The 21,602-nt window shown below is 50.5% G+C and carries 21 protein-coding genes; 10 read left to right on the forward strand and 11 right to left on the reverse strand.

Annotation, left to right across the window (positions count from 1 at the left end; translation table 11 throughout):
* Positions 1 to 165 precede the first annotated feature (165 nt).
* The 5 genes from manX to mntP all read left to right on the forward strand — a co-directional run bounded on the left by manX (position 166) and on the right by mntP (position 4,370).
* The gene (gene manX / locus C2U43_RS14275) at positions 166 to 1,128 is read left to right on the forward strand and encodes a PTS mannose transporter subunit IIAB (protein ID WP_003833768.1); all 963 of its coding nucleotides are present in this window, start codon (positions 166 to 168) and stop codon (positions 1,126 to 1,128) included.
* Positions 1,129 to 1,186: 58 nt separating this feature from the next.
* Positions 1,187 to 1,987 carry a PTS mannose/fructose/sorbose transporter subunit IIC gene (locus tag C2U43_RS14280; protein ID WP_003021004.1) on the forward strand — a complete coding sequence of 267 codons (801 nt, stop codon included), beginning with the start codon at positions 1,187 to 1,189 and terminating at the stop codon, positions 1,985 to 1,987.
* A 12-nt stretch (positions 1,988 to 1,999) separates the two neighbouring features.
* Positions 2,000 to 2,851, forward strand: coding sequence for a PTS mannose transporter subunit IID (locus C2U43_RS14285; RefSeq protein WP_003833769.1), 852 nt, complete (start codon positions 2,000 to 2,002; stop codon positions 2,849 to 2,851).
* Between the two features lie 60 nt (positions 2,852 to 2,911).
* The gene (locus C2U43_RS14290) at positions 2,912 to 3,370 is read left to right on the forward strand and encodes a DUF986 family protein (RefSeq protein ID WP_032943762.1); all 459 of its coding nucleotides are present in this window, start codon (positions 2,912 to 2,914) and stop codon (positions 3,368 to 3,370) included.
* 433 nt (positions 3,371 to 3,803) lie between these two features.
* Positions 3,804 to 4,370, forward strand: coding sequence for a manganese efflux pump MntP (gene mntP, locus C2U43_RS14300; protein ID WP_149384882.1), 567 nt, complete (start codon positions 3,804 to 3,806; stop codon positions 4,368 to 4,370).
* Here mntP and rlmA read toward each other — a convergent pair.
* The 6 genes from rlmA to mgrB all read right to left on the reverse strand — a co-directional run bounded on the left by rlmA (position 4,367) and on the right by mgrB (position 8,709).
* Positions 4,367 to 5,176, reverse strand: coding sequence for a 23S rRNA (guanine(745)-N(1))-methyltransferase (rlmA, locus tag C2U43_RS14305; RefSeq protein ID WP_103285353.1), 810 nt, complete (start codon positions 5,174 to 5,176; stop codon positions 4,367 to 4,369). The two genes, mntP and rlmA, sit on opposite strands and share 4 nt — an antisense overlap.
* Positions 5,177 to 5,239: 63 nt before the next feature.
* Positions 5,240 to 6,985 (reverse strand): peptidoglycan glycosyltransferase FtsI, encoded by a 1,746-nt coding sequence (gene ftsI, locus C2U43_RS14310; protein ID WP_003833773.1) that lies wholly within the window; start codon positions 6,983 to 6,985, stop codon positions 5,240 to 5,242.
* A 219-nt stretch (positions 6,986 to 7,204) separates the two neighbouring features.
* Complete coding sequence (gene cspE, locus C2U43_RS14315) at positions 7,205 to 7,414, reverse strand: transcription antiterminator/RNA stability regulator CspE (protein WP_001062678.1); 210 nt, start codon at positions 7,412 to 7,414, stop codon at positions 7,205 to 7,207.
* A 12-nt stretch (positions 7,415 to 7,426) separates the two neighbouring features.
* The gene (locus C2U43_RS14320; protein ID WP_003034983.1) at positions 7,427 to 7,570 is read right to left on the reverse strand and encodes a DUF2627 domain-containing protein; all 144 of its coding nucleotides are present in this window, start codon (positions 7,568 to 7,570) and stop codon (positions 7,427 to 7,429) included.
* A gap of 636 nt (positions 7,571 to 8,206) precedes the next feature.
* Positions 8,207 to 8,491: a YebO family protein gene (locus C2U43_RS14330; RefSeq protein WP_103285354.1), complete on the reverse strand. Its 285-nt coding sequence runs from the start codon at positions 8,489 to 8,491 to the stop codon at positions 8,207 to 8,209.
* 74 nt (positions 8,492 to 8,565) lie between these two features.
* Positions 8,566 to 8,709: a PhoP/PhoQ regulator MgrB gene (mgrB, locus tag C2U43_RS14335; RefSeq protein WP_003034977.1), complete on the reverse strand. Its 144-nt coding sequence runs from the start codon at positions 8,707 to 8,709 to the stop codon at positions 8,566 to 8,568.
* A 164-nt stretch (positions 8,710 to 8,873) separates the two neighbouring features.
* On the opposite strand from mgrB, the gene C2U43_RS14340 reads away from it, so the two are divergent.
* Entirely contained in the window at positions 8,874 to 9,113 is a 240-nt protein-coding gene (locus tag C2U43_RS14340; protein ID WP_003034975.1) for a YobH family protein, read from the forward strand.
* A gap of 114 nt (positions 9,114 to 9,227) precedes the next feature.
* On the opposite strand, the gene kdgR is transcribed toward C2U43_RS14340, so the two are convergent.
* Entirely contained in the window at positions 9,228 to 10,019 is a 792-nt protein-coding gene (gene kdgR / locus C2U43_RS14345; protein WP_103285355.1) for a DNA-binding transcriptional regulator KdgR, read from the reverse strand.
* A 174-nt stretch (positions 10,020 to 10,193) separates the two neighbouring features.
* Here kdgR and C2U43_RS14350 point away from each other — a divergent pair, with 174 nt between their 5' ends.
* Positions 10,194 to 11,567, forward strand: a complete 1,374-nt coding sequence (locus C2U43_RS14350; RefSeq protein WP_103285356.1) for an MFS transporter — start codon at positions 10,194 to 10,196, stop codon at positions 11,565 to 11,567.
* Positions 11,568 to 11,614: 47 nt separating this feature from the next.
* On the opposite strand, the gene htpX is transcribed toward C2U43_RS14350, so the two are convergent.
* The 4 genes from htpX to C2U43_RS14370 form a co-directional block, all read right to left on the reverse strand.
* Positions 11,615 to 12,496 carry a protease HtpX gene (gene htpX, locus C2U43_RS14355; protein WP_003034964.1) on the reverse strand — a complete coding sequence of 294 codons (882 nt, stop codon included), beginning with the start codon at positions 12,494 to 12,496 and terminating at the stop codon, positions 11,615 to 11,617.
* Positions 12,497 to 12,688: 192 nt separating this feature from the next.
* On the reverse strand, positions 12,689 to 14,737 hold the full coding sequence (prc, locus tag C2U43_RS14360) for a carboxy terminal-processing peptidase (RefSeq protein ID WP_048235216.1): 2,049 nt from the start codon (positions 14,735 to 14,737) through the stop codon (positions 12,689 to 12,691).
* Between the two features lie 19 nt (positions 14,738 to 14,756).
* Positions 14,757 to 15,443, reverse strand: coding sequence for an RNA chaperone ProQ (proQ, locus tag C2U43_RS14365; RefSeq protein ID WP_003833781.1), 687 nt, complete (start codon positions 15,441 to 15,443; stop codon positions 14,757 to 14,759).
* A 96-nt stretch (positions 15,444 to 15,539) separates the two neighbouring features.
* Positions 15,540 to 16,037 (reverse strand): GAF domain-containing protein, encoded by a 498-nt coding sequence (locus C2U43_RS14370; RefSeq protein ID WP_003833782.1) that lies wholly within the window; start codon positions 16,035 to 16,037, stop codon positions 15,540 to 15,542.
* 128 nt (positions 16,038 to 16,165) lie between these two features.
* Here C2U43_RS14370 and yebS point away from each other — a divergent pair, with 128 nt between their 5' ends.
* The 3 genes from yebS to rsmF all read left to right on the forward strand — a co-directional run bounded on the left by yebS (position 16,166) and on the right by rsmF (position 21,552).
* Positions 16,166 to 17,449, forward strand: a complete 1,284-nt coding sequence (yebS, locus tag C2U43_RS14375) for a membrane integrity lipid transport subunit YebS (protein WP_048216185.1) — start codon at positions 16,166 to 16,168, stop codon at positions 17,447 to 17,449.
* Positions 17,418 to 20,051, forward strand: coding sequence for a PqiB family protein (locus C2U43_RS14380; protein WP_103285357.1), 2,634 nt, complete (start codon positions 17,418 to 17,420; stop codon positions 20,049 to 20,051). Before yebS ends, C2U43_RS14380 begins: the two co-directional genes overlap by 32 nt.
* Before the next feature lie 79 nt (positions 20,052 to 20,130).
* The gene (gene rsmF, locus C2U43_RS14385) at positions 20,131 to 21,552 is read left to right on the forward strand and encodes a 16S rRNA (cytosine(1407)-C(5))-methyltransferase RsmF (protein WP_008785038.1); all 1,422 of its coding nucleotides are present in this window, start codon (positions 20,131 to 20,133) and stop codon (positions 21,550 to 21,552) included.
* Positions 21,553 to 21,602 lie beyond the last annotated feature (50 nt).

Here is a 21,602-nt window from a genome sequence, read left to right on the forward strand (position 1 = left end):
AAATTACGGATCTTCATCACATAAAATATTTTTTTCGATATCTAAAATAATTCACGAAAATCATAGGTTTTTCTTTGTAACCCTTATCTGAATCGATTCGATTGCGGACGACGATTCAAATACATCTTCACGTTGATGTGTTAACGATAATAAAGGAGGTAGCAAGTGACCATTGCTATTGTAATAGGCACACATGGTTGGGCTGCAGAGCAGTTACTTAAGACGGCAGAGATGCTGTTAGGCGAGCAGGAAAACGTCGGCTGGATCGATTTCGTTCCAGGCGAAAATGCTGAAACGCTGATCGAAAAGTACAACGCTCAGTTGGCAAAACTCGATACCAGTAAAGGCGTGCTGTTTCTCGTTGACACATGGGGAGGCAGCCCGTTTAACGCTGCGAGCCGCATTGTCGTCGATAAAGAGCATTACGAAGTAATCGCCGGTGTGAACATTCCCATGCTGGTTGAGACCTTCATGGCGCGTGATGACAACCCAAGCTTTGATGAGTTAGTGGCACTGGCCGTTGAAACCGGTAGCGAAGGCGTGAAAGCGCTGAAAGCAAAACCGGTGGAAAAAGCCGCTCCTGCCCCCGTCGCGGCACCGAAAGCAGCAACCCCCGCGAAACCGATGGGGCCGAACGATTATATGCAGATCGGCCTGGCGCGTATTGATGACCGCTTAATCCATGGTCAGGTGGCAACTCGCTGGACCAAAGAAACCAACGTAACGCGCATTATCGTCGTCAGTGATGAAGTTGCCGCCGATACCGTGCGTAAAACGCTGCTGACTCAGGTAGCACCTCCGGGTGTGACGGCGCATGTGGTTGATGTCGCGAAAATGATCCGCGTCTACAACAACCCGAAATATGCAGGTGAGCGTGTGATGCTGTTGTTCACCAACCCAACCGACGTAGAACGTATCGTTGAAGGTGGTGTGAAAATTACCTCCGTGAACATTGGCGGTATGGCTTTCCGTCAGGGTAAAACGCAGGTAAACAACGCAATTTCTGTCGATGACAAAGACATCGAAGCCTTCAAGAAACTCAACGAACGCGGTATTGAGCTTGAGGCCCGTAAGGTTTCTACCGATCAGAAACTGAAAATGATGGATTTGATTGCCAAGGTGAAATAATTCCCTGGCATTTACTTAGTTTTCACACTTAAGTCTGTATAGCAATAGGAGAAGTACAATGGAGATTACCACTCTTCAGATTGTGCTGGTGTTCATCGTCGCATGTATCGCGGGTATGGAGTCGGTACTCGATGAATTTCAGTTCCACCGTCCGTTGGTGGCCTGTACGCTGATTGGTGCCGTTCTTGGGGATATGAAAACCGGTATTATCATCGGTGGTACCCTGGAAATGATCGCCCTGGGCTGGATGAACATCGGTGCTGCGGTTGCACCTGATGCCGCACTGGCCTCAATTATCTCTACCGTTCTGGTTATCGCGGGTCATCAAAGCATTGGTGCCGGTATCGCGCTGGCTATCCCACTGGCAGCAGCAGGCCAGGTACTGACCATTATCGTTCGTACAATCACCGTAGCATTCCAGCACGCAGCGGATAAGGCAGCCGAAAACGGTAACCTGACTGCGCTCTCCTGGCTGCACGTATCCTCGCTGTTCCTGCAGGCTATGCGTATCGCTATCCCGGCGGTAATCGTAGCGATTTCTGTTGGTACCAGTGAAGTTCAGAGCATGCTTAACGCCATTCCGGAAGTCGTAACCGGTGGTCTGAACATCGCAGGCGGTATGATCGTAGTGGTTGGTTATGCGATGGTCATCAACATGATGCGCGCAGGCTATCTGATGCCATTCTTCTACCTCGGCTTCGTCACCGCGGCATTTACTAACTTCAACCTGGTTGCTCTGGGTGTGATTGGCGCAGTCATGGCCATCCTCTACATTCAGCTGAGCCCGAAATATAACCGCGTAGCCGGTGCACCTGCTGCGGCGGCTGGCAATAACGATCTCGATAACGAACTGGACTAGCAGGTGAGCGAAATGGTTGATATGACTAAAACTACCACCGAGAAAAAACTCACTCCGAGTGACATTCGTGGCGTGTTCATTCGTTCTAACCTGTTTCAGGGTTCATGGAACTTCGAACGTATGCAGGCGCTGGGTTTCTGTTTCTCCATGGTACCGGCTATCCGCCGCTTGTACCCGGAAAACAACGATGCACGTAAGCAAGCGATTAAGCGTCACCTGGAATTCTTTAACACCCATCCGTACGTAGCGGCTCCAGTACTGGGCGTTACGCTGGCAATGGAAGAACAGCGTGCAAACGGCGCAGAGATTGACGATGGTGCCATCAACGGTATCAAAGTTGGTCTGATGGGTCCGCTGGCAGGCGTCGGTGACCCGATCTTCTGGGGTACCGTACGTCCGGTCTTCGCCGCACTCGGCGCAGGTATCGCGATGAGCGGCAGCCTGCTGGGGCCACTGCTGTTCTTCATCCTGTTTAACCTGGTTCGTCTGGCAACCCGTTATTACGGTGTGGCATATGGCTACCGTAAAGGTGTCGATATCGTTAAAGATATGGGCGGCGGCTTCCTGCAGAAACTGACCGAGGGGGCGTCAATCCTCGGCCTGTTTGTCATGGGGGCATTGGTTAACAAGTGGACGCACGTAAACATCCCGCTGGTGGTTTCCACTATCACCGGTCAGGATGGCCAGACTCGTGTTACCACCGTGCAGACTATCCTTGACCAGCTGATGCCGGGTCTGGTTCCTCTGCTGCTGACATTCGCCTGTATGTGGCTGCTGCGTAAGAAAGTTAACCCGCTGTGGATCATCGTTGGCTTCTTCGTCATCGGTATCGCGGGCTACGCTGTCGGACTGCTCGGTCTGTAAGACTGTTGTGCATCACCGGGGGCTTGCCCCCGGTTTTTCTATTTAGAGGGTTGAGGATTCATGACTATCACGGACCTGGTGCTGGTTCTATTTATCTTTTCGCTGCTGGCGTATGCCATTTACGATCAGTTCATCATGCCCCGCCGTAATGGCCCTACTCTGCTTACTGTCTCCCTGCTTCCCCGCAGCAGAGTTGACAGCGTTATCTTCCTTGGCTTGGTAGCTATTCTTATCTACAACAACATCACCAGCCACGGCGCGCAATTTACCACATGGTTATTATGTGCACTGGTATTGATGGGGTTGTATCTGTTCTGGATCCGTACGCCAAAAATCATCTTCAAGCAGAAAGGTTTTTTCTTCGCCAACGTCTGGATTGAATATAACCGCATTAAAGAGATGAATTTATCTGAAGACGGTGTATTAGTGATGCAATTAGAACATCGAAGATTGTTGATTCGCGTACGAAATATAGACGATCTTGAGAAGATATATAAACTATTAATTTCAAATCAATAGCTTATAAATATAGCCTAAACTATGTTTTTTATATATCAGTATAAAAACCAACATAGCCAAGGCTATATTTAACTGTCCACAATGTTATTTATTTTAACGTTTTATTTATAAATAAATCTAAATGAAAATCGTTTTCAATTAGAAGTCAAATATTATTTCTGCGTTTCTTGTTTTATATTCTCAAAATATGTTAAGGTTGCGCCCGTCGTTGGGGAGTAGCCGATTTCCAGACTCCGGAAATGTACGTGTCAACATACTCGTTGAAAAACGTGGCGCGTACGGACTGAATTTACAGGTTCAGTCAGGCGAGACCATAGGCACATCAACTGCAATGCATATCTGAATGGCGCTGTATTTACAGTGATTCCGGCCTGTATGCATGGTTACTGGGGGCAGTGATGTGTTTTATGGATACCCCGGTCAGGACGCTGTTATGAATCTCACCGCTACCGTTTTTCTCGCTTTTGGCATGTCGATGGATGCTTTTGCTGCATCAATTGGCAAAGGTGCCACCCTGCATAAACCCAAATTTTCTGAAGCATTGCGCACAGGTCTGATATTCGGCGCAGTTGAAACGCTTACGCCGCTGATTGGTTGGGGCATGGGTATGTTGGCCAGCAAATTCGTGCTGGAGTGGAACCACTGGATCGCCTTCATTCTGCTGATCTTTTTAGGCGGGCGAATGATAATCGAAGGTTTTCGCGATAACGGTGATGAGGATGAAGAACCGCAGCGCCGTCATGGTTTCTGGCTGCTGGTTACCACCGCCATTGCCACCAGTCTCGACGCAATGGCCGTCGGGGTGGGTCTGGCTTTCCTGCAGGTCAATATTATTGCCACTGCGCTGGCCATCGGCTGCGCCACATTGATTATGTCCACGCTCGGCATGATGATTGGTCGTTTCATTGGCCCGATGCTGGGCAAACGAGCAGAAATTTTGGGTGGGGTGGTGCTGATTGGTATCGGTGCCCAGATCCTCTGGGCACACTTCCACGGTTAATTTAGACGCTGCCAGACATGAATACTAAAGTCGGTCTGGCAGTCAAACGTCTTTTTCTCCGCTAACGTTTCCCACACCTCTGGCTTTGCCCGCCAGGCGAACGGCGTCATTTGCAGTAACGCAACGGCCTCGCTGCCCTGAAGCTGCATCTGATACCCCAGCGCAATACTCTGTTGCAGAACAAAACCGTCCAGTTGCTCTGTGTGCGGCGCATGCAAACGCACCTCATCATAAATAAGCCCTTTCAGTTCCATTAAATGACGCGGTCCCGGCGTGGCGGTGATAACCCATCCCCCCGGTTTAACCACGCGTGCCAGCTCTTGCGCTTTACAGGGCGCGTAGATCCTGATGATGGCATCCATTGACTCATCTGCGAACGGCAGACGATGGCTGGAGGCAACGCAAAAGGTCACCTGCGGATAGCGTCTGGCTGCAGCTTTAATTGCCACTTTGGAGACGTCAAGACCAAAGGTTGTACAACCCGTCAGCGCGTCGGCAAACGCATGGGTGTAATACCCTTCCCCACAGCCAATATCCAGGATCGCTGCATCTTCTGAAGTCGACTTCTCTTTCAGCACATTCACAATCGCATCACGCATCGGTTGATAGTGCCCGGCATCAAGAAATGCCCGTCGCGCCTGCATCATCTCAGCGCTGTCACCCGGATCGCGCGATCGTTTATGCTGAACCGGCAGTAAGTTGACATACCCTTCTTTCGCCACGTCAAACTGGTGCCGCCCGGGGCAGACAAAACTGTTATTCGCTTGAGTAAGAGGCTGGTGGCAAAGAGGACAGGAAAACGACATGACAACTCCGGCAGGTGACTTAAGGGCGCAAGTGTAACGCGAATTGCGCCCTGGGAAAATAACTTACAACGACGGCGAGGATACGTTGCTGCCGTGCATCACCAGCAGATGATCGGAGTCAGCAGGCATACCATCCGGTTTAACGTTCTCCAGACGCAGGACATCACCCATTATCTGGCTGAAGACAGGCGCAGAGACAGCCCCACCATAATAAGCACCGTTTTGCGGGTTATTAATCACCACGACCAGCGCGAATTTCGGGTCGCTCGCTGGTGCAACGCCTGCCGTGTAGGCCACGTATTTATCGACATACTTACCGTCATCACCAATTTTCTTTGCCGTTCCTGTTTTAACCGCCACGCGATAATCCCTGACCGCGGCTTTAGTTCCCCCACCACCGGGTAACGCAACGCTTTCCATCATATGTTCAACCTGGTGAACCAGCGCCTCCGGCATCACTCTGGTACCGATTACCGGCGGGTCAATACGGGTAATCGAAAGGGGCCGATAGATACCAAAACTACCAATGGTTGCATATACGTGCGCCAACTGCAGCGGCGTTACCATTAACCCATAACCAAATGCAAAGGTCGCGCGATCCAAATCGCTCCAGTAGCGGCGCTGAGGCATCAAACCGCTGCTTTCACCGGTTAATCCCAGTCCGGTTGGATCGCCAAAACCAAAGCTTTTATAGGTATCCAGCAATTTTTGGACAGGCATAGCCAATGAAAGGTGCGACACGCCGGTATCGCTCGATTTCTGTAAAATCCCGGTCAGCGACAGTTCCGGGTAAAATCCGACGTCACGAATACGATGCCCATCAAGGTAAAAAGGATGGGTATCAATCACGCTGTCGGGTTGTACTATCCCCTGCTGGAGTGCAGTCATAATCACCAGCGGTTTAACGGTTGAACCGGGTTCAAACGTATCGCTAATTGCACGGTTACGAAAATCATCCAGTACCGCGCCATCACGATTATTGGGGTTGAAGTCAGGAAAGCTCGCCATGGACAGTATTTCACCGGTAGCAATGTTGACCAGCACTGCGGCTCCTGATTCTGCTTTATTCCACGTAACGGCATTGTCCAACGCATCTTCGGTGACTGTCTGCAGACGCTCGTCGATGCTGAGCTGTAATTCGTGTGCAGGTACAGGCGTAACTTCGGTGATATTTTCGATGACATGGCCAAATTTGTCTTTACGTACCAGACGGGAGCCAGGTTTACCCATCAGTTGGTTATTAAAGCTCTTTTCCAGCCCTTCAATGCCTTGTCCATCAATGTTGGTAAAACCAATGAGATTCGCCGCTACGTGGCCTGCGGGATAGAACCGGCGGGATTCCTCGCGCAGGTTGATGCCCGGGAGATTAAGATCATCGACCCACTCAGCCTGCTGAGGGGAAATTTGTCGTGCCAGATAAATAAAACGTCCGCCAGGATTACTGTTAACGCGTTCCGCCAGCGTGCTCAGTGACAAATGCAGAGTCCTTGCCAGAGCCTGCCAGCGTTCGTTGTAACCCACGCCTCCCTTGCTGATGATGGTCTTAGGATCGGCCCATACGGCGTTAACCGGAACACTTACCGCCAGCGGTCGCCCTTCTCTGTCGGTAATCATCCCGCGCGGCGAGGCAATAGTTACCTCACGTAACGAACGCATGTCTTCCTGTTTCACCAGACTCGTCGGCGTGACAATTTGCAGCCACGCAACCCGACCCAGCAGCAACCCCAGACTCAATAATATTGCCACACAAAGCAGGGCAAAACGTACGGGAGTAAAATTGCGCGCGTCGCCGTCGTTTTTCTTTTTCACCTGGTCTCCAGCAAGATAGTTTTTCAGGTGTCTGATTTAACGAGAAATGTCGTAAGAAAGCGGGGAAAACTATGCTACGAACATCACGCCTTTGCAACAAAGCGCTAATGGAAGGGCATTTAGAAATATTTAGACGTATTTTGAATTAAAAAGCCCCGCATAGGCGAGGCTTTATATCTGAGATGGTTGCGCATATGCGCTTCAAATCAGTGGTGTCGATCAGATAGCTGTTACGTTAACAGCAGCCGGACCTTTCTGGCCGTCCTGAATTTCGAACTCAACGTTCTGGCCTTCAGCCAGAGTTTTGAAGCCGTTACCCTGGATAGCGGAGAAGTGTACGAACACGTCTTTGCTGCCATCAGCCGGAGTAATGAAACCAAAACCTTTAGACTCGTTGAACCACTTAACTTGACCTTTAATCTTTGCCATTTGCAAAATTCCTTAGAGTATTTTCTTCGCCCGCAGGCATAACATAGATAAAACTGAGACATTACTGCTTGAGGCACTAATATAAGGTTCGGCAGAGAAGCGGTATTCAACGTCAACGTGTTTACTCAGGACTTCTTTACTGAAAATGCCACACATAAACAGAACTGTACCTCGTTTAACCCAAAACGTGTTATCACATACAACGTTAATAATGGCAAGCCATTTTTAAACGTGTCTCGATCGGTCGCACAAATCCCGTCGTTCATCAAACAGCAACTGCACAGTTATGCGCCACACCGAGTAGTGTTATATTCCCGCCGCTCGCCCCATCCCCCGCCTGGCTTGCACCATAGCCGGGACATTTCTACCATAGCTCAATAGCTTCGGTTGTTCCAGATTAGCTGTTACAGGGTGTGCCGGATATCATTTTTTATGCTTAGTAATGCATAAAATGTCACAAGCGTAAAAATGAGATCCGCCTTCTGCTTTTGCACCAAAATAATGAAAGAATGATGACAATGCACAAAAAAAGTAAGAGAAACGTTTCGCTGTTAATAAAACGATCGCTATCACAAAAATGACATAATCATATTTTTATCGTATGGGAAATTATATTTATATCAGACCGGGGATAAGATATTAATTGGTTGGAGCATCTGAAAATACTGAGTTTACACGCGTATCAGAGTGCTAATTACACGACATATACAGAAGAAAATAATCTGGCACGTTGGTGACAGGATGAAACATCTGAGAACAAAAGCAACAGATCCTCACCCTGTCATACCGTTTTTACCGCTCAGCTACCAGGCGGATGATGTCATCATCTTCATCCTTCGCTGTGACCGCAGCAGGCTCTGCTGCTTTTTCAGGTTCGTTAGCTTCGCAAAGGCGACGGAGCAATGCGTTCTGTCTTTTTTGCTGATCTAACAATGCTTCAAGCAGCTCAATCTGCTCATTAGTACGCGAACTTGCCCGATTGACGAAAAACCACAGTACAAGCCCGACAACCAGAATCACCACCGATACAGCCAAAGACACCAAACCCAACGCGCCAGAATTCAAAACTTCGTTCATTTCACCACCTCAATGTAGACAGCGTAGTTTACCACTGCCGCACAAGAAGGTAATCAACTGTGGCAAAAATGCGCTTACCAGGGAATAAATTTATTGATGGCACAAATACCGCTGAAAAATTGTACATCCTGATCGCACATGATGTTGAACACTTGCGCCCACATCAGTATGCATACCAGCACGACAACTATCAGCACTACCCAGCGAATTTTTTTCACTCCAGCTCCACTCTTCGAATCTACATCTTATGTCTATAAATTATCATGCGTTACCTAAACCCAGCGTTAACTGTATCGGCATTCAATCTTTTTAGGAATGATTCACTTGTTTCATCCCATGTACAGGCTAATCTAATAATAACGAGAAAAGATAAGAGGTTGTAATGCGTCTGATAATCCGCGCTATTGTGTTGTTAGCTCTGGTTTGGATCGGTTTATTACTGAGCGGCTACGGAATTTTGATTGGAAGTAAGGAGAATGCAGCGGGTCTGGGCTTGCAATGCCAATATCTGACCGCCCGCGGAACCAGCACCGCACAATACGTCCACACAAACAGCGGTATCATTGGCCTGTCGGATTGCCCTTTGTTAAGAAAAAGTACGGTCATTATTGATAACGGTTAATATAGCAACAATACATACGCTACGTTATTTGCACCAACTAACGTTATGACTGTTCATAAAAAACCCCAGATACAAAAATACCTGGGGTTTTTAAGTTGACGCTATTACGCCAGATTAGAACGGATAATCGTTATAACCCATTTGTTCTGAAATTTTACGCGCAGCCGTATGCAGCATCGCCACATACTCGTGCAAACGTTCCTCTGAGAAACGCAGCGTCGGGAATGAAATACTCAAGCCTGCAATCACCACACCGAAACGGTCAAACACCGGCACACCAATGCAGCGCAGACCTTCTTCCTGTTCTTCGTTGTCTTCACCGTAGCCCTGCTCACGGACTTTATCCAGCAGTACCAGCAGTTCATCAGTATTGGTAATAGTACGGTCGGTGCTGCGTTTGTACTCAATACCGTCCAGAATTTGCTTCACTTCATCGCGGTCACGCCATGCCAGCAGAACTTTACCGATAGCCGTGCTGTACAGTGGATTACGGCGACCTACGCGAGAATACATGCGCAGATTGTACATGGAGTCGATTTTATGAATGTAGACGATGCTATCTTCATCCAGTGCGCCAAGGTGTACTGTCTCTTTGGTCAGGCGCGAAAGTTCGCGCATCTGAATATCAGCGCTACGGATAAGATCGACGTTTTGTAACGCGCGAGCACCCAACTCGAATAGTTTCAGGGTCAGTGAGTATTTCTCAGACTCCCCTTCTTGTGCCACATAGCCCAGCGTTTTCATGGTCTGCAAAAAGCGATAAACGGTGCTTTTCGACATCACGACGCGTTGCGACAACTCGGTAATACCAATTTCGCGCTCTTCACCGAGCGCCTGCAGGATGCCAAAAACCTTCAGCACGGAAGATACAGAATCGGGTTGTTTATCCAGATCTGCGATTGCCATTTATCACCCCTTTCGAGTGTTTTATAAAAATCAGAACCGGTTTTTATTATAATTTCACGTATCAGCCCTCGCAATCGCTCTTTGCTTACTTAGTTACAAATCTGCGACCTAACGCCTGAATATCAATGCTAAAATTATTATTCTCATCATAAATTCCGACAATATTGACTTCCTATGGAAAAAACTCAGACCGATGGTCTGCCATTGCCCCAGCGATATGGCGCAATTTTAACCATTGTTATTGGCATCTCTATGGCAGTACTCGACGGCGCAATAGCGAACGTTGCCCTCCCGACTATCGCCACCGATCTTCAGGCCTCACCCGCCAGCTCAATCTGGATTGTGAACGCCTACCAAATTGCGATCGTTGTTTCGCTGTTATCGCTCTCTTTTTTAGGTGACATGTTTGGCTACCGACGCATTTATAAGTGTGGTCTGGTCGTGTTTCTGTTGGCGTCGCTGTTTTGTGCCTTGTCAGACTCGCTGCATATGCTGACGTTAGCGCGCGTGGCTCAGGGGTTTGGCGGCGCGGCGCTGATGAGCGTTAATACGGCATTGATCCGACTCATTTATCCTCAGCGCCAGCTTGGCCGCGGAATGGGTATTAACTCCTTTATCGTGGCTGTATCCTCGGCAGCGGGTCCGACTATTGCGGCGGCAATTCTTTCTATTGCCTCGTGGAAATGGCTATTTCTGATTAACGTTCCGCTGGGGATCATCGCCCTGCTACTGGCTATGCGTTTTTTGCCACCCAATTCATCACGTAGCAATAAACCGCGCTTCGATCTGCCCAGCGCAGTGATGAACGCCTTAACATTTGGTTTGTTAATCACGGCACTCAGCGGATTTGCACAGGGACAGTCGCTAAAACTGATTGGTGCTGAACTTGTGGGGCTTCTCGTGGTAGGGTTTTTCTTTATCCGCCGCCAACTCGCATTGCCAGTACCGTTATTACCGGTTGATCTGCTACGCATTCCGCTGTTTTCACTCTCTATTTGTACCTCAATCTGTTCATTCAGCGCACAGATGCTGGCGATGGTTTCCCTGCCCTTTTTCATGCAAACGGTTCTCGGGCGCAGCGAGGTTGAAACGGGCCTGCTGCTGACGCCGTGGCCGCTGGCAACCATGGTGATGGCCCCACTGGCGGGATATTTGATTGAACGTGTTCATGCGGGTCTGCTGGGCGCGCTGGGCATGGCAGTAATGGCGTGTGGGCTGTTTTCGCTGGTGTTGCTGCCCGCATCACCTTCTGATTTTAATATCATCTGGCCAATGATTTTGTGCGGTGCGGGTTTTGGCTTGTTCCAGTCACCGAATAATCACACCATCATCACCTCCGCGCCGCGTGATCGTAGCGGAGGCGCGAGCGGTATGCTTGGAACGGCGCGTTTACTGGGCCAGAGTACCGGGGCCGCACTGGTTGCGCTGATGCTAAATCAGTTTGGCGACAGCGGAACACACGTTTCGCTGATAACATCGGGTATTCTGGCTTCGCTAGCCGCAATCGTGAGTGGCTTACGTATCACACAACCGCGAGTTCAGGCATAAAAAAAGCGCGTCTGTCGACGCGCTTTTTATTTTAAGTCTGCTGCCAATTATTTCAGGTATTCACCGCTGCGCAGCGCTTCAATACGTTTGTCCAACGGCGGGTGAGTCATAAACAGCTCACTCAACGATTTGGATTTACCGTTGATGCAGAACGCCATCATACTGGTCGCTTCCTGCGGCTCATAGCTGGTTTTCAGGCGCTGTAGCGCGGCGATCATTTTTTCACGACCCACCAGTTTCGCTGAGCCTGCATCCGCATGGAATTCACGATGACGTGAGAACCACATCGTAATAATGCTCGCCAGAATACCAAATACCAGCTCCAGTACCGTCGCTACCGCAAAGTAGATTAACGGGTTACCGTTGCTACCCTCTCCCTCATCGCGGTTGCCGCCCATAAACCCAGCGGCAATCTGCGCCAGAATACGTGAGATAAAGATAACGAAAGTGTTCACCACACCCTGAATTAACGTCATGGTAACCATATCGCCATTAGCAATGTGGCTGATCTCATGCGCGATAACCGCTTCGGCTTCATCCGGACTCATGTTTTGCAACAGGCCAGTACTTACAGCCACCAACGAGGCATCCCGGCGCGCACCGGTAGCAAACGCGTTAATATCTGGCGCATGGTAGATTGCAACCTGCGGCATAGCGATCCCGGCCTGGCGGGCCTGATTCGCGACTGTATTCATCAGCCAGCGTTCTCTTTCATTGCGAGGCTGTTCGATCACTTCCCCGCCAACGGACTTTAACGCCATCCATTTGGACATCAGCAGCGAAATGAAGGAACCACCAAAACCAAACAGCAGTGCCATGATCAACAAGCCTTGAACGCTGCTTGACTGAATCCCTGTCAGGCTCAATACCAGCCCGAAAACGACCATCACAGCCAGGTTCGTCAGCAGGAAGAGCGCGATTCGCATCATAATTTTCTTTTAACCTCAATTTAACAAAACGCACTATGCGATTACCCATATCGTATGGGTCTTATGACTATTTTCAAGCATCCATAGGTGCTAAGTCACCAGAAAGACACAACTTTACATTTTATCGTATCAGACTGACGTCTTCATGCACTTGTTAAAAAAACAGGCACAATTTCTTGTGCCTGTTCGAGGTTATTGACTGGTTGCGGGCTGTTCCGCTGGCTTTTCTTTTTCAAGATGCGCCAGGTCGAGCGCGATTTTTACCGTTTCATCCAGATACGGATCCGGCTCCTGGTAATCCTTCGGCAGATCGTCCAGTTTCTTCAGCAACGGTTTGCCTTCTCGCTTGAATCGATCGTTAATACGCGCCAGACGCATTGCGTCATCTTCGTTATTCTCTTTTTCACGCTGAGCGTAATTCAGAGAAGCGATGTTGCGCTTATCCTTCATCGCATTGAAACGCGCAATGTCCTTCATGATGTACTGGAACTCAGGATCGTTCGCAATACGTGCATTGTGCTCTTTCAGCAATTCAGGTCCGAACGGCGTCAGATTATCTGACTTGGTGTAGGTCGCAGCATCAATGCTGTCCCACGGCAGCGCGTTATCTTCAAACTTCTCGCCGGTTTCAGTTTCTTCATTACCTGTCGGCATGATGATATCTGGCGTAACACCCTTACGCTGCGTGCTGCCACCGTTTACGCGGTAGAATTTCTGGATCGTGTACTGAACAGAACCCAGCGCTGGCCATTCCGGACGCAGCATCTGATCGTAAATACGGTTCAGGGAGCGATACTGCTGAACGGTGCCTTTACCGAAGGTTGGTTCACCAACGATCAGCGCTCGGCCATAATCCTGCATTGCCGCAGCGAAAATCTCTGATGCTGAGGCGCTGAAGCGATCGACCAATACCACCAGCGGGCCTTTGTAGTACACAACGCCGTCGGTATCGCTGTCTTCACGCACTTTACCGTTATTGTCACGAACCTGAACCACCGGGCCGGATGGAATGAACAGACCGGAAAGCGAAACCGCTTCAGTCAGTGCTCCACCGCCGTTGGTACGCAGATCGATGATGATGCTGCTGACGTTCTGTTTTTCCAGTTTCTGCAGTTGGACTTTGACATCATCAGTCAGGCCAACATAGAAACCAGGAATATCCAGTACGCCGACTTTTTCTTTGCCAACGGTTTTCACGGACATTTTAACGGCACGGTCTTCGAGACGGATACGTTCACGCGTTAGCGTCACAGTGCGTGTCTTGGTACCTTTACCGGCAGGCAGAATTTCAAGGCGTACCTTGCTGCCTTTAGGCCCTTTGATCAGTGCTACGACATCATCCAGACGCCAGCCAATCACATCGACCATGCCCTTGCCCGTCTGCCCGACGCCGACAATACGATCGCCAACACTGATCGCTTTGCTCTTGGCTGCCGGACCACCTGCCACCATGGAGTTAATGACGGTGTAGTCATCATCCATCTGCAGAACCGCGCCAATACCTTCCAAAGACAAGCTCATTTCAGTATTGAACTGCTCGGTATTGCGCGGAGAGAGATAGTTAGTATGCGGGTCGATTTCACGGGCGAACGCTGTCATCGCCAGTGAGAACACATCTTCGCTGTTGGTCTGCGCCAGACGGCGAATCGCAAATTTGTAGCGGCGCGTCAGCGTTTCGCGGATTTCCGCATCGGTTTTACCGGTCAGCTTCAGGCTGAGTTCGTCAAATTTAACCTTGCCGTCCCACAGCGCATTAAGCTCTGCTTCGCTCTTCGGCCACGGCGCTTTGCTTCGGTCGAGGTTAAAGGTGTCGTTACCGGTGAAATCCATTGGACGTGCCAGTACGCTTAATGCGTACTGATAACGTTCAAATCGGCGTTTTTGCGCCAGGTTATAGAGATCGTAAAAGACATCCAGCTTGCCGGTGCGCAGTTCATCGCCGAGGACCGTTTTCTTTTTTGCATACTGTTCGATATCGCTCGCCAGCAGCACGTTGTGGCTGTAGTCGAGCAAATTCAAATAGCGGTCAAAAATTTTTGCCGAAAACGCCTGATCCAGATCGAATTGGCGATAGTGTGATCGCGTAAAACGCGACGTCACACGTTCGCTTACCGTCGCATGCTGGGTTTCTTCCTTTAAAACGGGGATTTGATCGGCACGCGTGATGTCTTCCACAGCAAGTGCCTGGCCTGCTAATGCAAGCAGACCAGCTAACGCAGTAAGCCTAAAAAAAGTGTTCATGCCAGGCCTGGCCTCCGTTTCAGAACACCAGGTGTTCTGCGCGTACAATCAAAGACATACCCGAATTCAGCTGTACACGGACGCCATCTTTGGTGATTTCTAATACGGTGGCATCCATCGCATTATTTCCTGCTTTCACCTTCAGAGACTGCCCTACCGTCAGTACTGAAATATCAGATACCGGGGTATGCTGTTCTTCGCGAGGAGCACGCGGTGCTTTTGCTGCTGGTTTTTCAGCGCGAGGTTTACGCTCAGCACCTTCTTTACGACGCGGTGCAGGACGCGGCTTACGCTCGCGACGCGGGGCGTCTTCTTTTTCACCGGCGGCAGCGGCCGCTTCGCGTTTTTTCGCCTGTTGCTCTGCGCGTTGCGCCTGAACACGGGCTTTAGCTTCTTCCAGCTGTTTGCGAGCATGTTCAACATGTTGTTCATCCAGCTCACCACAAGGGTTGCCGTCGAGATCAACACGCGTTGCGCCCAATTTAACGCCATACAGATAGCGCCAGCTTGAAGTATAGAGACGTAAGGCAGAACGGAGCTGCGTCTTGCTGAGGTTCATTTCACCCTCAACACGCTCTACCAGATCCTGAAAAATGCCAATTTTCAGTGGGCGCGCTTCGCCTTCCGCACTAAAACACTGCGGGAAGCGTTCGGCCAGAAACGCGATGACTTCTTTACTGCTATTCAACTTAGGTTGATTTTCCATGAAATTTCCTGATTACAACGGACGTAGCCAACAAGCGCAGGCATGAACAGGCGACATTATAATGACGTCATCAGTAATTGCTACGTTATCCGTTGATTATCCTGCGACGCGCGCAAAGAATTTTTTGTAATCCGTCGTTGCAAGCACGGTTTCAAGCTGTGCCACAAGCGTACGCAGACCTTGTTCATCTTCTTCAGTAAAGCGGCCAAATGCCGTGCTATCAATATCCAGCACGCCGATTATCTGATTGTCGACAGCGATCGGCAGGACGATTTCAGCGTTGCTGGCGGCATCACAGGCGATGTGTCCATCAAAAGCATGTACGTCCTCAATACGCTGAACCTGGTTCTGCGCCACTGCGGTACCGCACACACCGCGCCCTACCGGGATCCGCACGCAGGCAATTTTGCCCTGGAAGGGACCAAGCACCAGCGTATCGTCCTCAAGCAGGTAAAAACCGGCCCAATTCACTTCTGCAAGACGCTCGTACAACAATGCGCTGGTATTTGCCAGCGTTGCCAGAAAACTGGTTTCACCTGCCATCAATGCCTGAAAATCACGGTTCAGATCCGTGTATAGCTCTATTTTGTTCATTATATAATCACTTAGTTGTCTTACTTAAAACTGCAGCCTACTAAAATAAACATTAAATGCGTTAATGCTCAAGATCATTCCCGTCATGAGTTAAGATAACATTACTTCAACAATTTGATTCGCGATACATGGCCTTAACGACACCACGCATCACGCCAACTAAAAAAATAGCCATCAGGTCCATCGGTGAGGCACTACCTCGTGCACATTATCATCGCTGTCCTGAATGTGACCTGATATTTAGCTTGCCTAAAATGCGTTCGCACCAAAGTGCCTTTTGCCCTCGCTGCCAGGCAAAAATTCGTGACGGACGCGACTGGTCGTTAACGCGACTGGCGGCAATGGCTTTCACCATGTTGCTGCTGATGCCCTTTGCCTGGGGAGAGCCACTCCTGCACATCTATTTATTAGGTGTGCGCATTGATGCCAATGTGATGCAAGGCATCTGGCAAATGACCCGACAAGGTGATCCCCTCACCGCCTCCTTCGTGCTTTTTTGCGTCGCCGGCGCGCCACTAATTCTCGTGACCTCAATCGCTTATCTGTGGTTTGGCAATATTCTTGGGATGAACCTGCGCCCGGTGCTGCTGATGCTGGAAAGGCTCAAAGAGTGGGTGATGCTCGATATTTACCTGGTGGGTATCGGCGTCGCATCAATCAAGGTTCAGGACTATGCTTTTTTGCAGCCTGGCGTGGGGCTGTTTGCTTTTATTGCGCTGGTGATCCTCAGTATTTTGACGCTGTCACATCTTAACGTTGAGCAGCTTTGGGACCGTTTCTACCCGCAAAGACCGGCTCGTCGGCCCGATGAAAAGCTCCGCGTCTGCCTCGGCTGCCATTTTACAGGTTATCCGGATGCCCGCGGTCGCTGCCCTCGCTGCCATATCCCGTTGCGCTGGCGTAGAAATCAAAGTATCCAAAAGTGTTGGGCGGCACTGCTGGCCTCGATTGTCCTGCTTTTGCCCGCTAACCTGCTGCCCATCTCGATAATTTATGTCAACGGCGGCCGACAGGAAGACACAATCCTGTCAGGCATAATGTCTTTGGCAAACAGTAATGTCGGCGTAGCGGCGATCGTGTTTATCGCCAGTATATTAGTGCCATTCACCAAAGTGATTGTGATGTTTACGTTGCTATTCAGCATCCACTTTAATTGTGAACAAGGGTTACGCACCCGTATAAAACTACTGCGTATGGTGACCTGGATTGGCCGCTGGTCAATGCTCGATCTCTTTGTTATCGCGTTAACCATGTCGCTGATAAATCGCGATCAGATACTTGCTTTTACTATGGGACCGGCTGCGTTTTATTTCGGCGCAGCGGTAATATTGACTATTCTTGCTGTGGAATGGCTGGACAGCCGCTTACTTTGGGATGCACATGAGTCAGGAAACGCCCGCTTCGCAGACTGAAGCGCAGATTAAAACAAAACGCCGTATCTCCCCGTTCTGGCTGCTGCCGTTCATCGCGCTGATGATCGCAGGATGGCTTATCTGGGGAAGCTATGAAGATCGCGGCAATACCGTGACCATCGACTTTATGTCTGCGGACGGCATTGTGCCAGGCCGTACTCCCGTTCGTTATCAGGGCGTTGAAGTGGGCACGGTACAGGATATCAACCTCAGCAAAGATCTGCGCAAAATTGAAGTCCGCGTCAGCATCAAATCGAGCATGAAAGATGCTCTGCGCAAAGATACCCAGTTCTGGCTGGTCACGCCGAAGGCGTCGCTGGCTGGGGTTTCTGGTCTGGATGCGTTGGTTGGCGGCAACTATATCGGCATGATGCCCGGTACTGGCGAGGCCGAGGATCATTTCGTCGCCCTCGACACCCAGCCCAAGTATCGTCTGGATAATGGCGATTTAATGTTACATCTGCGCGCCCCTGATCTCGGATCGCTTAATAGCGGTTCACTGGTTTATTTCCGTAAGATTCCGGTGGGCAGGGTCTATGACTACACCATCAACCCGAACCATCAGGGCGTAACCATCGATGTATTGATTGAACGTCGCTTCACCAATCTGGTGAAAAAAGGCAGCCGCTTCTGGAACGTCTCCGGTGTAAATGCGGATGTCAGCCTTAGCGGTGCGAAGGTAAAACTGGAGAGTCTGGCGGCGCTGGTCAACGGTGCCATTGCTTTTGATTCACCCGAAGACTCAAAACCTGCTGCGGCAGACGACACGTTTGGTCTATATCAGGATCTCGCGCACAGCCAGCGTGGAGTAATCGTCAAGCTTGATTTACCCAGCGGAGATGGACTCAAAGCAGGCTCAACATCGCTGATGTATCAAGGATTAGAAGTCGGTCAGCTCACAAAACTGGATTTAAACCCAGGCGGTAAAGTCACCGGCGAAATGACGGTCGATCCCAGCGTCGTAACGCTGCTGCGTGACAACACACGAATTGAGTTACACAGCCCTAAATTATCGTTAAGCGATGTGAATCTCAGTTCGCTGCTAACAGGTAAAACTTTCGAGCTGGTACCTGGCGAAGGCGAGCCGCGTAACCAGTTTGTCGTTATTCCCGCTGAGATGTCGTTGTTACACGACCCAGGCGTCATGACGTTTACGCTGACCGCGCCGGAGAGTTACGGTATTGATGCTGGCCAGCCGCTAATTCTTCACGGCGTACAGGTCGGTCAGGTAATTGAGCGTACGCTTTCCAGCAAAGGCGTCTCATTTACCGTTGCTGTTGAACCACAGCATCGTGACCTGGTGCAGGGTGACAGTAAGTTCGTGGTGAACAGCCGCGTGGATGTCAAAGTCGGACTTGATGGCGTGGAGTTCCTTGGCGCCAGCGCCAGTGAGTGGCTCAGTGGCGGCATTCGTATTTTGCCCGGTACTAAGGGTGAAATGAAAAAAAGCTACCCGCTTTACGCTAACCTGGAGAAAGCGATTGAAAACAGTCTGAGCGATCTGCCAACCACTACGGTCAGCCTGAGCGCCGAAACGCTACCTGATGTACAGGCTGGTTCGGTGGTGCTTTACCGCAAATTCGAGGTCGGTGAAGTGATTAGTGTTTGTCCTCGCGCCGATGCATTTGATATCGATCTGCATATCAAACCGGAATATCGCAACCTGTTGACCAGCAACAGCGTGTTCTGGGCCGAAGGCGGAGCAAAAGTTCAGCTTAACGGCAGCGGGTTAACCGTACAGGCATCTCCCCTTTCACGCGCGCTGAAAGGGGCGATTAGCTTCGATAATTTAAGCGGTGCCAGCGCCAGCCAACGTAAAGGCGACAAGCGTATTCTGTATGCTTCGGAAACCGCCGCGCGTGCGGTCGGCGGCCAGATAACGCTGCATGCGTTCGATGCCGGTAAACTCGCTGCAGGCATGCCGATTCGCTACCTGGGAATCGATATCGGACAGATCCAGACGCTTGAGCTGATCACCGCCCGTAACGAAGTTCAGGCAAAAGCGGTTCTGTACCCGGAATACGTACAAACCTTTGCGCGAAGCGGTACCCGTTTCTCCGTAATCACCCCGCAAATTTCGGCGGCGGGCGTGGAGCATCTGGATACAATCCTGCAACCGTATATCAACGTTGAACCAGGACGCGGTAATCCGCGCCGTGATTTTGAACTGCAGGAAGCCACCATTACCGACTCTCGTTACCTCGATGGTCTGAGTATTGTGGTTGAAGCACCAGAAGCAGGTTCGCTGAATATCGGAACCCCGGTTTTGTTCAGAGGTATTGAAGTGGGGACCGTCACCGGGCTGACGCTGGGCTCGCTTTCCGATCGTGTGATGGTTGCCATGCGCATTAGCCAACGCTATCAGCATCTGGTACGCAACAACTCCGTGTTCTGGCTGGCATCCGGCTACAATCTCGACTTCGGCCTGACCGGCGGTGTCGTGAAGACCGGTACCTTCAATCAGTTCATCCGCGGCGGCATCGCCTTCGCGACTCCACCAGGTACACCGCTGGCTCCGAAAGCACAGGCCGGTAAACACTTCCTGTTGCTAGAAAGCGAACCAAAAGAGTGGCGTGAATGGGGAACCGCCCTGCCACGTTAATCTCTCCACTTGCTCCGGCGTACGCGCGCCGGAGCACTTATGCTACACTGCGCACCTGTTTTTTTGCCGGTGGTACCAAGTGGCTTATTTTCCCGACGCCTTTCTGACTCAAATGCGTGAAGCAATGCCTTCCACGCTCTCATTCGATGAATTTCTCGCTGCCTGTCAGCGCCCGTTGCGCCGCAGCATTCGCGTCAATACGCTGAAAATCTCCGTTGCCGATTTCCTCGCGCTGACAGCACCTTACAACTGGTCTCTCACTCCGGTTCCCTGGTGTGCTGAAGGCTTTTGGATCGAGCGCGATGATGAAGAGTCAGTGCCGCTCGGCAGCACCGCAGAACATTTAAGCGGCCTGTTTTATATTCAGGAAGCCAGTTCAATGCTGCCAGTCGCAGCACTGTTCGCCGAAGGCAATACCCCGGAACGCGTAATGGATGTTGCGGCAGCCCCCGGCTCCAAAACCACGCAAATTGCCGCAAAAATGAATAATCGAGGCGCCATTCTGGCGAATGAGTTTTCTGCCAGTCGCGTCAAAGTCCTGCATGCCAATATCAGTCGTTGCGGGATAGCCAACGTCGCCCTGACCCATTTTGACGGACGCGTATTTGGCGCTGCGTTGCCGGAATCATTTGATGCCATATTGCTCGACGCACCGTGTTCCGGTGAAGGCGTGGTGCGTAAAGACCCCGATGCGCTAAAAAACTGGTCCGTAGAAAGTAATCTGGAAATTGCCGCAACCCAGCGCGAACTGCTCGACAGCGCCTTCCACGCCCTGCGTCCCGGTGGCACATTGGTTTACTCGACCTGTACGCTTAATCGTGACGAAAATGAAAATATCATGCAGTGGTTGATTGAGACCTACCCTGATGCCGTCGAGTTTTTACCTCTGGACGATTTATTTCCGCAGGCCGAACGCGCCCTGACGCCGGAAGGATTCCTGCATGTATTCCCGCAGATTTACGATTGCGAAGGTTTCTTCGTTGCGCGTTTGCGCAAAACAGCTGCAATCCCTGCACTACCTGCGCCGAAGTACAAAGTCGGTAACTTCCCGTTTAGCCCGCTTAAAGGACGCGAATCTGCGCTTGTCACGCAAGCCGCGAGCGCTTGTGGACTGCAGTGGGAAGATAATTTGCGCCTGTGGCAGCGCGATAAAGAGATCTGGCTGTTCCCGACTGAAATTGAACCTCTGATTGGCAAGGTTCGCTTTTCTCGACTCGGGATCAAACTGGCCGAAACCCACAATAAAGGGTATCGCTGGCAGCATGAGGCCGTTATCGCCCTCGCCGACCCGAACCACAGCCATGCATTCGAACTGACCCTTGCCGAAGCGGAAGAGTGGTATCGCGGTAGAGATGTTTACCCGCAAACCGCACCGACGAGTGACGACGTACTGGTTACGTTCCAGCATCAGCCGATCGGTCTGGCAAAACGCATTGGATCGCGACTGAAGAATAGTTACCCGCGCGATCTTGTCCGGGATGGCAAACTCTTTACGGGATAACGCACGTTTTTACTGGCGCTTTTGCTAACGTTGACTACGCTGAAAAATGG

This window comes from Citrobacter freundii complex sp. CFNIH9, from assembly GCF_002903305.1.
GTDB lineage: Bacteria > Pseudomonadota > Gammaproteobacteria > Enterobacterales > Enterobacteriaceae > Citrobacter > Citrobacter portucalensis.